Origin of the sequence: Methanolobus zinderi (assembly GCF_013388255.1) — an archaeon.
In the GTDB taxonomy this organism is placed as follows: domain Archaea; phylum Halobacteriota; class Methanosarcinia; order Methanosarcinales; family Methanosarcinaceae; genus Methanolobus; species Methanolobus zinderi.
Window position 1 is genome coordinate 86,986 of record NZ_CP058215.1, and the last position, 14,018, is coordinate 101,003.

Below are 14,018 nucleotides of genomic sequence, written 5' to 3' on the forward strand. Positions count from 1 at the left end.
TAATTTCTGATACAGGTGTAAATCATCTTTAAAAATTCCATTTCCAAAAAGTGTTCTAAAAAACAGAATGAAAGAAAAATAAATCTTTCATTCTGTAGCTATATCTACAAGTTCCAGAGTTTCAGATCCACCCTCTACTTTTTCTTCCATGAGAAGACCAACATCCATTGCATAGTACTTGTTCTCCTCAATACCGGGTTCCAGCGGTGTCCACTCCCTTGTAACCAGAACGTTATCGAAGGAACCATAGGCAACTGTGGCTGTGTCATCAAGACCGATCACCTCGGCCATGTCCTCGGCTTCACCCTCATAGTATTCCTGCCTGTAAACATCACCGATCTGTGGATCGGCCTGCATGATGATACCGGGCTGTGCACCGTCCACACCTGCCTCCCAGGAACCTGCAGTACTTACAACCTCACCGTCCTCATACTCATTTGACTCTTCACCAAAGTACCATACATTTCCATCGGCATCCTGTGCAAACCAGTCATATGTATCTTCAACAAGTTCGCCGTCTTCCCATTCGGTTTCCCTGACGACAGTAGTGGTTACGCCCATCACTTCTCTTGTTTCATCGGTTACATATATTTCAACATCAATGGTTGCACCTTCTTCGTCCTCATCTTCATAAACAAAAGTCGTGCCCGGTGTAAGCGGGAAGTATGGATTGTCTATTTGCTCTACGAAATTCGCAGGATCTATCTCAGGACTATAGCCATCCGTTGCTTCATCTTCAGTTGCTGTTTCTCCCTCAGCGGTATTACCAGTTTCATCTGTCATTTCTTCATCAGTCGTTTCCTGAGCGGGGACCTCCTGAACAGATGTGTTCTCTGATTCGGAATTGTCTGTGCACCCCGAAGCAAAAATGACCATTACCCCTAAAAGGATTAACAATGCATTTCTTAGCAATTTTCTTTTCATATCAAAAACTCCCTTTTATCCCCCAAGCAGATCAAAGGTCCTGTTTCAATCTTTGTTGTAACTTATATTAATGATCTGGCACGGTTTATAGGATAATTGTATAAAATTTGATTAGATGGATGATTGACATCCTGAAGCAATGTTGAAAAATCTTATTTTTGAGGAAGTGTAAAAGCAACGGTTGTTCCTTCCCCGACCTTGCTCTTCAGGTCAATAGTTCCACTGTGCATTTCAATAAGACTTTTTACAAGGGCAAGACCGATACCCACACCCTCATACTTGCGTGCATGAGACCAGTCAAGCTGGACGAAGGGATCGAACAGTTCTTGCTGCCTCTCTTCGGGGATTCCGATTCCGGAATCTGTAACCTGTACAAAGATATCCCCATCCTTGCGTTCAATGACCACTTTCACAAAGCCGTTGTCATTATTGAATTTTATGGAATTTCCTATCAGGTGATGAAGTATCATCTTGAATTTCGACTTGTCTGCAATTATGCTACCAATATCATTCTCAATTTGAAAATCAATTGATACGCACTTTTTAGCCGCAACTGCTCCAGTGATCTTTTTCATATCCTCAATCAATGACGGAAGATCGAATTCACTCAATTCGATCCTACTATTACCACCTTCAATTTCTGCGATATATATCAGGGAATTAACGAGTTCCAGTAGATTTGAACCTGCGCCTTTTATACTGGCTGCAAATTTTCTCTGATCCTCATTAAGCTTTCCTGACACTTCAGACAGAAGGACATCCGAATAACCTATAACAACGTTCAACGGAGTGCGCAGTTCGTGACTGACGTTTGCAAGGAACTCGCTTTTTGAATTGGACGCATTTTCTGCAAGAATTTTTGCATCCAGCAGTATCTGTTCGGTTATGTTGCGTTCTGTAGTATCCACACAGAGTCCGATGAAAGTGTTATCATCTATCCTGACAGCCTCGACCTGCATGTAAAAACGTACTCCTCCACTTTTTACAAACACAAATTCGCCGGAAGCATAACCTTCGGTTTTCACCCTTTTAAAATGATTTATCATTGATTCAAGTGATTCCGGATCACAGATATCAGGTATTGACATGCCTTTAAGTTCTTCCTCAGAGTATCCTGTTACTACGCCGGCCGCAGGATTTGCATCTGTGAATCTGCCGGAAGCATCCGCCACAAAAATAGGATAGGGAGAATTATCCACATAGGCACGGTATTTCTTTTCGCTCTCTTCAAGTATCCTTTGTGATTGCTTACTTGCCGTTATGTCAAGAATATTCCCCACAAAATACAGAGGATTCTTATCTTTGTCAAATACAAGATTTGCATGAAGCAAGCCCCATACCGGATGGCCATCTTTGTGCAGATAACGTTTTTCCATCTGGATTGAATTGATTTCCCCGGCTGCCAGTTTTTTTTGCTGTATGATATTTTCCGGAAGATCTTCGCTATAGCTAATTTCCCTCAGTGTTTTGCCAATAATTTCATCCTCATCGTATCCCAGCATTCTGCAAAAGGCACCATTTGCCTGCTCTATCCTTTTATCAGATACGGATAACTTGACAATGCCGACAGAACTGGATTCGTATATTGACCTGAAGAATGACTCGCTTTCATGAAGTGAGCGACCCTCTTTTGCCTGGAAATGTCTGCAATTATATTAAGAGAATACTTGATGGAACCTGAGTTGTCCCTGACTACACTGGCATATACCCTGACCCAGACCAGATGACCTTTTTTGTGGACATACCTTTTTTCAATCTCATAGGCATTGATCTCACCTGCAAGTACCCTGGATATCAGCTCACTTTCCAATCCCCTGCTGTCGGGAAAAGTTATATCCAGGAACCTCATTGACAGGAGCTCTTCCCTGCTATAGCCGACAATTTCACAGAACCTGTCATTGACCTTCTGATAATATCCTTCTCTGTCGATCTGAGTTATTCCTACTGCAAACTGTTCAAAGGTAGAACTGAAATGCTTTTCGTCTTTGGAGTAAAGAAATTCAGGCAGGATGGGTTTGTTTTCCGAAACCTCTTTTTTAAGCTCGTTATATTTTTCCATCAGGTGTTTGCAGCGCAGCTTCCTTTCGATAAGAGATTTTAAGCAATCAAAGGTAAGATTCCTGTCAAAAGGTTCTGCAAAATAATAATCTGCAGAGGATTCTACCAGCCTTAAACTGTCCTGCAGGGACAGAGGACGACCTGTAAAGATCACAGGAATGAAATGATATTTGTCCGAGGATTTTATCTCCTGGCATATTTCATAGGCAGAAGGATCTTTGATATCCTCTTCCAGAACAATAAGATCGGGAATCACTTTTTGCAGTGCTTCTAACGTTGCACTGCACGGACTTATTTCAACCAGATCGAAATCATCTTCGATGATATTTTGGAATGAACTTTTGCTTTTGACTTTATTTTTAACTAAAAAAACAGTTGGTTTCAAAATCAATCCATTCCCTTTCAAAGTGATCAGATATCACAGAGATTTATGCACAATATATTATATAAATTGCTTCTTAGAAACAACTGTTGAAAAGAAATATATTATGGGTACCACTGTCCATAAAATTTCATTTGTCCTTTCATGAATAACAAAGCTATAGAAAATAAAAATCAGCTTCACTCAGTTAATTATTTACATACCCCGGACAATGGGATTATTGAGAATATGAATGATGAAGTAGAAGTTGTATGTCCGTCATGTTCACCTAAGATAGAGGTGCCGCATGATGTATTAAAATCAGGCCAGAATGTAGTTGTGCAGTGTCAGGAATGCGGTAGCGTGCATCCCACAACTATTGAAAAGCCGAAAAAGTTAGACGTAAAAGTAATAATAAGCAGGGAAGAGGAATCATTTACCTGCACGCACAGAATGACATCCGAGGATGCCGTTATAGTTGATGATGAAATAATAATCGATGACGAGGAGAACGATGAGGTCTATCCTATCATCGTAACAGCCATCGATACGGATGAAAAAAGAGTTAATGCCGCAATGGCATCGGATATCAATACCATCTGGGGAAGGGCCATTGACGAGGTGATAGTCAGGATATCCGTTCACAAAGGCAGAAAGACCCAGGCATTGGAAAAGCGGGTTCCCGGAGGTTACGAGTTCACGATAGGGAACAGTGAAAAAGCTGAACAGACGGATTTCAGGATCACAAAGATCAAGAAAAGGGACGGCAGCTTCCTGTCGAGCAGAGGCAGTGTAGTCGAGGCCAAGGATATCAAGAGGATATTTGCGGACGAAGCAAGACGGCAGGGATGGGGAGAAGGCAGAACGGCATGGAGTATGAAAGGAAAAAGGCAAGGCTGGTAAATTCACTCAGAGGTCAGGGAGTCAGCGAGAAAGTACTCGAAGCAATGAAAAAGGTGCCAAGACACCTTTTTGTTCCGGAGGTCCATCGTGACAGTTCCTACGTTGATACGCCCCTGCCCATAGGTTATGCACAGACGATTTCCGCACCCCATATGGTTGCCACCATGTGTAGCCTGCTTGAGCTGGAAAAAGGACTCAAGGTGCTTGAGATCGGAACCGGTTCCGGATATAATGCCGCTGTAATGGCAGAGCTTGTCGGTAAAGATGGAAAAGTATACACAGTGGAGCGGATTGAGCCTCTTGTAAACTTTGCAAAGGTCAACCTTAAGAATGCAGGATACGAGAACGTGGTAGTCATAATGGCAAACGGCAGCCTGGGCTATCCCGCTGAAGCACCCTATGACAGGATATCCGTGGCTGCATCGGCACCCGATACACCCCGGATGCTGCTTGACCAGTTAAAAAAAGGTGGACTTATGGTATTGCCCGAGGGAGACATATACCAGCACCTCTATCTGATTAAAAAGGATGAGGATGGCAATATTGTAAAAGAGGACTGGGGAGGAGTGACCTTCGTGCCTCTTGTAGGAGAGGATGGGTTCAGGTTCCAGACAAAGCCCTGAAACCAATCAGATCTGGGAAAAACTATAATAAATATATTTTCAACTAAAACCTGTTTCCGGAAATACTGATCATTAAATATTTTTATAAATATCCCGGGGAGATAGTATGCCTTCTGAGAAAAACGAGAGCTGGGAATTCTGGATCGATCGTGGCGGAACTTTTACCGACATTGTGGCAAAATCACCGGAAGGAAAACTGTTTACACATAAACTGCTCTCGGACAACCCTGAACACTACGAAGACGCAGCCATGCACGGGGTCCGGCACATACTTGAATCCTTATCCGAAGGGTCCGTAAGATCCGAAGAGATCTCATCCATAAAGATGGGAACCACCGTGGGAACCAACGCATTGCTGGAGCGCAAAGGAGAGCCAACAGCCCTTATCACAACTGAGGGTTTCAGGGATGCACTTCGCATAGCCTATCAGAACAGACCCGACATATTTGCACTTAACATAAGGCTGCCAGAACTACTCTATGACAGGGTGGCGGAGATACAGGAGCGCTATGCTGCCAGGGGTGAGGAGATCGTACCACTGGATATAGAGCATTCCCGAGAAGAGCTTCAAAGGATATATGATACAGGAATCCGATCCGTTGCAATTGTGCTGATGCATGCCTACCGTTACCCGGAACATGAGCTGCAGTTAAAGGGAATAGCAGAGAAGATCGGTTTTTCTCACATATCACTTTCACACGAGGTCAGCCCGCTGATGAAATTTGTTAGCAGCGGAGAGACCACCGTTGTGGATGCGTATCTGTCACCTGTATTGAAAAGATACATTGATATGATTACAAAAAAGCTGGACGAATCAGGCGGGAAAACACAGCTCTTGTTCATGCAGTCAGGAGGAGGACTTACAGATTCCCGATATTTCAGGGGCAGGGACTGTATACTATCCGGACCTGCAGGAGGTATAGTGGGTGCTGTCAGGACTTCGGAAATGTCAGGTTTTAAAAATATAATCACATTTGATATGGGAGGCACATCCACAGATGTTGCCCATTACAGCGGTGAATATGAGAGGAGTTTTGAGACAGAACTTGCAGGAGTGCATCTGCGTTCTCCGATGTTACACATCCATACCGTTGCAGCTGGCGGAGGGTCAGTGCTGCATTTTGATTCTGGCAGGTTCCGCACAGGCCCGGACTCCGCAGGATCAGACCCCGGACCTGCATGCTATCGAAAAGGAGGACCGCTGACCGTCACAGACTGCAATCTCATGCTTGGAAGGATACAGCCGGACCATTTTCCCCATGTGTTCGGCCCTGAAGCAAACATGCCTCTTGACACAAATATCGTAGTCAGGAAGTTCGAAGAGCTTGCAAAAGAGGTCGCGGAGTTCACAGGTGAGGATTACTCTCCCGAAAAGGTTGCAGAGGGTTTTCTGAAAGTCGCTGTTGAGAACATGGCCAATGCCATCAAGAAGATATCCATACAGAGAGGTTACGACATCAAGAACTATACCCTGTGCTGCTTTGGTGGTGCAGGGGCACAGCATGCCTGCAGGGTTGCGGATTCGATGAGCCTTAAGACTGTTTTCATACATCCCTTTGCAGGAGTGCTCTCAGCTTATGGCATGGGACTTGCAGACCAGAGAATACTGAAGGAACATGCAGTGGAAAAGGTGCTAAGCGATGAACTGGTCAGAAAACTGAGTGTCGAGTTTGCCAGGATGGAAGCAGAAGGAAAAGATGAGATGCTGGCACAGGGAGTCCGGGAAGAAAATATCAGTTCGCTTCACAAGGTGCATGTAAAGTACATGGGAACCGATACGCCCCTTATAGTTGACTCAGGAAGCAGGGAAGAGATTGCCGATGCATTCAACCGGGAACACAGAAAACGCTTCGGGTTCATAATGGAAGACAAGGAGCTTGTTGTGGAAGCAATTTCGGTGGAGACCGTGGGTGCCGGAGAGAAGATGGTGGAAAATGAGACCTTGTTTTCCGAAAACGAGAGTGAGAAAACAAACTTTACCAGAATGTACACTCATGGAAGCTTCCACAGGATACCGACCATCAAACGCACTAGCCTGAAACCGGGAGCAGAGATAAAAGGACCATCCATAATAGCCGAAGAGAATACCACTGTTGTGATCGAGCCGGGGTGGGAGGCAGAAATCACAGAGAATAACTGCCTGGTGATCAGGAAGGTAGAGAAAGTCTCAGAAATAAGAGATATCGGGACAGAAGCCGATCCTGTGATGCTTGAGATATTCAATAACAGGTTCATGTCCATTGCGGAGCAGATGGGTTATACCCTCCAGAATACAGCCTATTCGGTGAATATCAAAGAAAGGCTTGATTTTTCGTGTGCTGTCTTTGACAGGAAAGGCAATCTTGTTGCCAATGCTCCCCATATTCCCGTACACCTGGGTTCCATGGGAGAAAGTGTCCGCTCCATCATAGACCAGTTCAGGGATATGCAGGAAGGGGATGTCTACATGATAAACTCTCCTTTCAGGGGAGGCACACATCTCCCGGATATCACTGTGATCAGCCCTGTTTTCATTGAGGATCAGCCAGTCTTCTATGTCGCATCCAGGGGACACCATGCTGACATCGGAGGTATCAGTCCGGCTTCCATGCCACCCGGAAGTACACATATCGAGGAGGAAGGTGTCATGACCGACGGGATGCGTATAGTCGAACAGGGGCATTTCCTGGAAGAAGGTGTAAACGAATGGTTGCTATACAGCAAAAATCCGGTACGTAATCCCCAACAGAATATCGCGGACCTGCGTGCACAGGTGGCTGCCAATGAGAAGGGTGCTATAGAATTAAAACGGCTTGCAGAGGCATTTTCCCTTGAAACCGTGGAGGCATATATGAGGCATGTTCAGGACAATGCCGAGGAGGCTGTGAGGTCGGTGATCAGCCAGCTGAAGGACGGGGAGTCCGTGCAGGTCTTTGATGACGGAAGTGAGATCAGGGTAAAGGTCAGCATTGACAGGGAAAATAGAGAGGCAAAGATCGACTTCAATGGAAGCTCGGCCCAGCATCCCGGAAACTTCAATGCGCCTGTGGCTGTCTGCAGGGCGGCTGTGCTCTATGTGTTCAGGACACTGGTGCAGGAGAACATTCCGCTGAACGAAGGATGCCTTAAACCACTGGACATCCATATACCTGAGGGATCTATGCTCAATCCTGAATATCCCGCGGCGGTTGTTGCAGGAAATGTGGAGACATCACAGGCGATCGTGGATGCATTGCTCACAGCGCTCGGAGTGATGGCAGGCTCCCAGGGAACCATGAACAATCTCACCTTCGGCAATGCAGAGCACCAGTACTACGAGACCATATGCGGAGGCTCAGGAGCAGGAGATGGTTTTAACGGAACAGATACGGTGCATACACATATGACAAACTCCAGGATTACCGATCCTGAGGTCCTTGAGTGGCGCTTTCCCGTACTGCTGGAGGAGTTCTCCATCAGGCAGGGAAGTGGTGGAAGAGGAAAATACTCCGGAGGCAACGGAGCTGTCAGGAAGATACGTTTCCTTGAGCCGATGAAAGTGGCCATATTATCCGGACACAGAGAGGTGGAACCAGCCGGATTGAATGGAGGGGAGAACGGAAAAGCCGGTCGTAACTATATAGTTAAAAGGGATGGGGTCATTCTTGAACTTGGGGGAAAAGCCGAATGTTCTCTGAATCCGGGAGATGTCATTGTTATTGAGACCCCCGGAGGTGGAGGTTTCGGAGAGTCGGAGGGGAATTCCAGAAAATCTTAAGTAATGACATTCGTAAATCTAATATGTGCATCGTGAACGAAACAAAATTCTCTGAATCATATGAACTCTGATACAAATCTAAAGGAAGTCACCATCAAGGGTGTCTTTATGGTAAATATTCTGGGAAGATCTGTTCCCGCTGTGATGCTCGAAGACGAAGAAGGTTCCCTTATGCCAATCCATATTGGCAATGCAGAGGCACTTTCCATCAATTCGGTATTGAAGAGCGAGACAATGCCAAGACCCATGACACATGACCTGATCATTACCATGCTTGAGAGACTGGGAACGAAGATCGAAAGTGTGTTTATAGACGAGAAGATCGACAACATCTATTACGCAAGGCTCAGGCTTGACAGGGAGGGAAGCGATATCGAGTTCGATGCCCGTCCGAGTGATTGCATCGCCATGGCACTCAGGCAGAATGCTCCGATCCTGATCGACAGGGATATCTTTGCTGATGATTCCATAGACAAGGAAAACTTCCAGCTATCAAAATCATCTGACGATTTTGAATAGACGATATTCCTGTGAGAAAAATGTCCCGGGACAAGAAGCATACCCATGAGACATAGAATTTTTTATCATCCGTTGAAGTTCATTTTCACCGTCATTCTGGTGATCTTACTTGCCTTCAGCATATCCATCCTCTTTTTCGGCCTTGCCAGTACGGCATTCGCGAGGATCGGGTTCTCATGGAGTGATGCCTTTGTACTTCTCTTCCTCTCACTTCTGGGAAGCAATATCAATATCCCTCTCACGACGATAGAATCCGAGACCCCTATTGAGAACCACCGTTTTGTAAAGGTCTTCGGAGTATCCTACCGGGTTCCTTTCAAGGAAACTTTCAAGACAAAGACAACCCTGGCAATAAACGTAGGCGGAGCAATTATCCCGGCTCTGGTATCTTTCTACCTGCTGAGCCTCTTCCCGGAAGCAATCCAATACTCCATCTACGCGACCGCCATAGTCGCAGTGATATCTAAAATCATAGCCCGCCCCGTAAAAGGTGTGGGAATCGTATCTCCCGCATTCATTCCACCCATTGCAGCCGCACTCAGTTCCATGCTTGTGGTTTCCATGGCCGGAGCAAGCCGGGACATGCTTTTCATCACAGCCTACGTGAGCGGGACCATGGGCACACTCATAGGTGCCGACCTGCTGAACCTCAGGGCAATAAGCAAGATCGGGGCGCCGGTGGCTAGTATCGGTGGCGCGGGGACATTTGATGGGGTGTTTCTGGCAGGGGTTATTGCGGTGTTGTTGTTGTGAGAAACTGGATTTAATCTATCAATACAACACCAGCAAAATTACAAGAACAGTTAACCTGAAAATACCTGTCAGTATATCAATCACCAAAATTTTCCTGCAATTATCCTTTTCGAGCATTCCGGCTATCCATCTCTGGAATATAGGAGGGTTTGAGCATTGCAGCCAGTCCGAAAGCAATACCGGGTATTTTGAAATCGTTCATAGGTACTTCTTAGATCGCCTTTTTCAAAACGAGCTTCTCATAGGCAAACTGGATTATAATGACAAATATTACAGCAAACAGACCACCAAATATGAGAGCCAGGATTTTTAGAAGCAGGCTGCCTTCAAACCACAATAAATGCACAAGTATCAACCATGCGGTAAAAAACACTGCAACTACTATGCTCATGAGAACTGCCACACCAAGTCCCTCTGGAATGAAGGCAACATAGGAAAAAGCAAAAAATACTGCAAGTATTCCCCACACGTAAATCCAGTACTTTCCCGGTAATGTATTGTCAGTATTCAAGTAAATCCTCCTGTCCACAATATCCATGCGTATTATGTATCACTGTAAAATGCCAAAAACAGTACAGGCTATTAAAATATAAGTTTTACGATTAATAGACTGGTTTTTGCAAATATAGGCTTCTAGAAAATCCTTGCGAAATTTAATCTTCATAGAGAATAAGAGAAATGGAAACTTTGGGTTGTTCCGACATCGATATCTTACACCATAAATATAGATTACTTTATATAATATGTTTGAATATTTTTAGGAATCGAATTTATGATAGAGGAAGAGGTTTTATGACAAAAATTACATTACGAATCCTAAAATATTCACTATTCTTACTGCTCTTATTTTCAGTAATCGAAACAGCGTCCGCGGCCGAGATAACAGTCGGTGACGGTCAAGAATATACCAACATCACCACTGCAATTGCTAATGCAAACAACAGTGATACAATCATAGTTTCAGACGGAACTTACACGGAAAACATAGTTGTTAATAAAAGTGTAACAATCCGCTCAGAGAATGGTCCTGACAGCACAATAGTTCAGGCAAAATCAGTGGATGCACATATTTTCAATGTAACAGCCAGCAATGTAACTATTTCCGGATTTAATGTTACCGGTGCGACAAACTATACCGCTATCTATATGCTTTCAGCTTCCAATGGAAATATTTCAAATAATGAGATATCTGAGAATTACTGTGGAATAAACCTCGCCCGTACAAACAATACCATTTTGACAAACAATACTGTCAGTTCCAATGAATACGGAATTTATCTCTGGGAATCAATTAATGGTACCCTGCAAAATAACGTGATGACATCTGATAATAACAATTTCGGAGTATCCGGGTCAGACCTGGAGCATTTCCTCCATGATATAGATAACAGTAATCTGGTTGACAGCAAAATACTCTATTATCTGGTAAATGAAACTGGCACTCAGGAACTCCCGGATTCCGGACAGGTTTATGTTATAAACTCAGTAGATGTCACCATAAAAGATATTTCAGTATCAAATGGATATGACGGTATAGCTTTTGCATATACGAACAATTCAAGAATCGAAAATGTCACCGCGTCGGGAAGTGATGCCGGAATATATCTTTTCAGATCACATTCGAATATAGTTGATAACAACCATGCCAGTGAAAACTACTATGGTGTTTATATTGAGGAATCGGATGACAACACTCTAACCAGCAATGAAATTATTTCCAGTACCGCTGACGGTCTCATCCTTGACCTGAGTAACCGTAGTATTGTGGACAACAACACAATCAACGCCAGTGGCGATGACGGAATTAATATCGATGGGTCCAGAGACAACACAATCTCCAATAACATACTCAATTCAAATGTTGATGACGGAATTGATCTCGATTATTCAGAAAGCAATACTGTAAGCAATAATATCGTAAATTCAAGCGAGGATAATGGAATTGATCTTGGGTACTCAGGAAACAATACCCTGAGAAGTAACATTATTCTTGATAATCTGGGTTCGGGAATTAGTCTCTACCAGTCAGGAAATAACGATCTGATCAGCAATACTGCCACTAACAATATCCTCCATGGTATTTATCTGAATATTTCAACCTATAACACCCTTATTGATAACAACGCAAGTGAAAACTCACAGAATGGTATCTACCTTTACAATTCAAGTGATTACAATACTTTGAACGATAACGTTGCCAGTGAAAATGATTGTGGAATATACCTCAGCAGTTCAAATAATAATTCACTGACAGAAAATACTGCAAATAACAACCCGAATGTAGAAATCGGCTCCATTGATCCAAAAGGTATTGTATCTCCTAATGAATTTAGCAGGAACTATGGAAATGGTATTTACCTTGAAAACTCCAATGATAATACATTAGATAGTAACACAGCCAAATATAATCGATATAATGGTATCTATCTATATGAATCAAGTAATAATGACTTAGATGATAACAGTGCTAATTACCATAACCAGTATGGGATTTTCCTTCAGAGTTCAAGTAACCATAACACGTTGAATGGCAACACTGCCAATGGAAATGAACTTGGCATCTATCTATATAGTTCTGTCAATAACAGACTTATCAGCAATACCGCAAGCAGTAATTCGCAAAATTATGATATGACTTCCATAAATCCGGATCTTGTAGTATATCCCACAGCAATGGCCACTTATCCATGTGGCATTGGACTGTTATACTCTGATAACAATACTTTAACAGATAACATTGCCAATGACAATGACCTATATGGAATCTACACCTATTACGCAGATAAGAATACTCTAACTGGAAATACTGCAAATACTAATTCCCAGGCAGGTATTGTTATTCGCTCTTCAAAGAATAATACACTTGCCAATAATATTGCCAGCTACAGCACTGGAAATTATGAGATGCTTCGCTCAATAGAGCTGAATGCTGTCATAAATAGAGATGCAATATCAGCTACATCTTATGGAATTGTATTCTCTGGGTCTGCCAATTCCACATCAACAGGAGATCGCTCAATTGGTAATGACTACGAATTCCATTCTGAATTTTCAAATAATATTACAGTAGATAAGGTGATATTAAATGACAAATCTGCACAGGTTTCTTTTGTGACAGATGAAAGATTAATACAGCTAAACGGAACTGAAACAAATCCATATTCTCTGTCTGGTAAGGCAAATGTCAATGGTTATATCACCATGTCAACGGAATCCATTGCCCCGGATATTGCCCTTTCATTCCCCGACAATATAATCACTAAATTCTCTTACAGCGATTCGGGAATGAGCAGCTCAGGTGAATCTTCAATTGCACTATACAGACTCAACAATAGTAGCTGGGTAAAAGTTTCTGATACCACACTCAATACCAACGGCAACTATGTCTCTGCAAATCTGACCGAATTCGGAACTTTCGGGCTCTTCAAAGACCCGGAACCTGAAAGCTCAGGAGATGGTTCCTCCCTGATGGCAAGGATCAGATCCGAGGGAACCATAACAGACATACCGGTTGGTAATGACGGAGAAGTTACCGGTGACACAGTCGTGAAATCATCCGACTCAACAAGCACCCTGACATTGTACAAGGGAACAAAAGCCGTAGATCCAAATGGAGATCCTGTGAACAAGATCATCGTTACCACACCGGCTTCCCTGCCTGCGGACACACCCCGTGAAGTTGTGGAATCAGGGCTTTACTTCGATTTCGGACCTGATGGAACCACTTTCAGTCAGGATGTCATGATAACACTTGATTTCAATCCTGAAGAATTCGAGGGACGTTCTCCTGTGATCTATACCTACACATCAGAAGACGGGTGGATAGCACTGGAGACAACTGTTGACTGGGAAAACGGCAGAGCAACAGCAATGATCAATCACTTCTCACTCTATGCCCTGTTCGGAGCAGATGCAGAAGAAGTGCAGGACACTTCGGTGGAACTGGCATCGGAAGATATCAGTTCACCGGCTGTTGTCGAGGAAGATACGCCTGCCGAGGATGATGATAGCAGCGGATATTTCCTTGGAATAATAGGAATCGTGATTATCCTTGGCGCTGTGATCATATTTGTGAAAAACCAGAAAGATAAAGAAGGACTATAAGTCCTTCTTACTATTACTTTTTTTAAAAAATAAAGTT

10 protein-coding genes are annotated in these 14,018 nt (G+C 43.6%); 6 read left to right on the plus strand and 4 right to left on the minus strand.

Annotated elements, in window-relative coordinates:
- Positions 1 to 87: 87 nt before the first annotated feature.
- From HWN40_RS00425 to HWN40_RS00435, 3 genes are all read right to left on the minus strand, one after another.
- On the minus strand, positions 88 to 924 hold the full coding sequence (locus HWN40_RS00425) for a hypothetical protein (protein ID WP_176963911.1): 837 nt from the start codon (positions 922 to 924) through the stop codon (positions 88 to 90).
- 152 nt (positions 925 to 1,076) lie between these two features.
- On the minus strand, positions 1,077 to 2,510 hold the full coding sequence (locus tag HWN40_RS00430) for a PAS domain S-box protein (RefSeq protein WP_343044110.1): 1,434 nt from the start codon (positions 2,508 to 2,510) through the stop codon (positions 1,077 to 1,079).
- Positions 2,453 to 3,367, minus strand: coding sequence for a PAS domain S-box protein (locus HWN40_RS00435; protein WP_176963913.1), 915 nt, complete (start codon positions 3,365 to 3,367; stop codon positions 2,453 to 2,455). The genes HWN40_RS00430 and HWN40_RS00435 overlap by 58 nt, the downstream gene beginning before the upstream one ends.
- 225 nt (positions 3,368 to 3,592) lie before the next feature.
- Here HWN40_RS00435 and HWN40_RS00440 point away from each other — a divergent pair, with 225 nt between their 5' ends.
- From HWN40_RS00440 to HWN40_RS00460, 5 genes are all read left to right on the plus strand, one after another.
- Positions 3,593 to 4,246, plus strand: coding sequence for an HVO_0476 family zinc finger protein (locus HWN40_RS00440; RefSeq protein WP_176963914.1), 654 nt, complete (start codon positions 3,593 to 3,595; stop codon positions 4,244 to 4,246).
- Positions 4,192 to 4,869, plus strand: coding sequence for a protein-L-isoaspartate O-methyltransferase (locus HWN40_RS00445; RefSeq protein WP_343044089.1), 678 nt, complete (start codon positions 4,192 to 4,194; stop codon positions 4,867 to 4,869). The genes HWN40_RS00440 and HWN40_RS00445 overlap by 55 nt, the downstream gene beginning before the upstream one ends.
- A 106-nt stretch (positions 4,870 to 4,975) precedes the next feature.
- Positions 4,976 to 8,605 (plus strand): hydantoinase B/oxoprolinase family protein, encoded by a 3,630-nt coding sequence (locus tag HWN40_RS00450; protein ID WP_176963915.1) that lies wholly within the window; start codon positions 4,976 to 4,978, stop codon positions 8,603 to 8,605.
- Positions 8,606 to 8,713: 108 nt separating this feature from the next.
- Positions 8,714 to 9,124, plus strand: coding sequence for a bifunctional nuclease family protein (locus HWN40_RS00455; RefSeq protein ID WP_246275940.1), 411 nt, complete (start codon positions 8,714 to 8,716; stop codon positions 9,122 to 9,124).
- Positions 9,125 to 9,169: 45 nt separating this feature from the next.
- The gene (locus tag HWN40_RS00460; protein WP_176963917.1) at positions 9,170 to 9,877 is read left to right on the plus strand and encodes a DUF1614 domain-containing protein; all 708 of its coding nucleotides are present in this window, start codon (positions 9,170 to 9,172) and stop codon (positions 9,875 to 9,877) included.
- Positions 9,878 to 10,088: 211 nt separating this feature from the next.
- Here HWN40_RS00460 and HWN40_RS00465 read toward each other — a convergent pair whose 3' ends face one another.
- On the minus strand, positions 10,089 to 10,388 hold the full coding sequence (locus HWN40_RS00465; protein WP_176963918.1) for a hypothetical protein: 300 nt from the start codon (positions 10,386 to 10,388) through the stop codon (positions 10,089 to 10,091).
- A gap of 281 nt (positions 10,389 to 10,669) precedes the next feature.
- On the opposite strand from HWN40_RS00465, the gene HWN40_RS00470 reads away from it, so the two are divergent.
- Complete coding sequence (locus tag HWN40_RS00470) at positions 10,670 to 13,981, plus strand: NosD domain-containing protein (protein WP_176963919.1); 3,312 nt, start codon at positions 10,670 to 10,672, stop codon at positions 13,979 to 13,981.
- Positions 13,982 to 14,018 lie beyond the last annotated feature (37 nt).

What these genes read in the sequence shown, in the direction of transcription:
- HWN40_RS00425 (WP_176963911.1), bottom strand. Translation starts at nt 924, where the DNA reads ATGAAAAGAAAATTGCTAAGAAATGCATTGTTAATCCTTTTAGGGGTA.
- HWN40_RS00440 (WP_176963914.1), top strand. Translation starts at nt 3,593, where the DNA reads ATGAATGATGAAGTAGAAGTTGTATGTCCGTCATGTTCACCTAAGATA.
- HWN40_RS00445 (WP_343044089.1), top strand. Translation starts at nt 4,192, where the DNA reads ATGGGGAGAAGGCAGAACGGCATGGAGTATGAAAGGAAAAAGGCAAGG.
- HWN40_RS00450 (WP_176963915.1), top strand. Translation starts at nt 4,976, where the DNA reads ATGCCTTCTGAGAAAAACGAGAGCTGGGAATTCTGGATCGATCGTGGC.
- HWN40_RS00455 (WP_246275940.1), top strand. Translation starts at nt 8,714, where the DNA reads ATGGTAAATATTCTGGGAAGATCTGTTCCCGCTGTGATGCTCGAAGAC.
- HWN40_RS00460 (WP_176963917.1), top strand. Translation starts at nt 9,170, where the DNA reads ATGAGACATAGAATTTTTTATCATCCGTTGAAGTTCATTTTCACCGTC.
- HWN40_RS00470 (WP_176963919.1), top strand. Translation starts at nt 10,670, where the DNA reads ATGACAAAAATTACATTACGAATCCTAAAATATTCACTATTCTTACTG.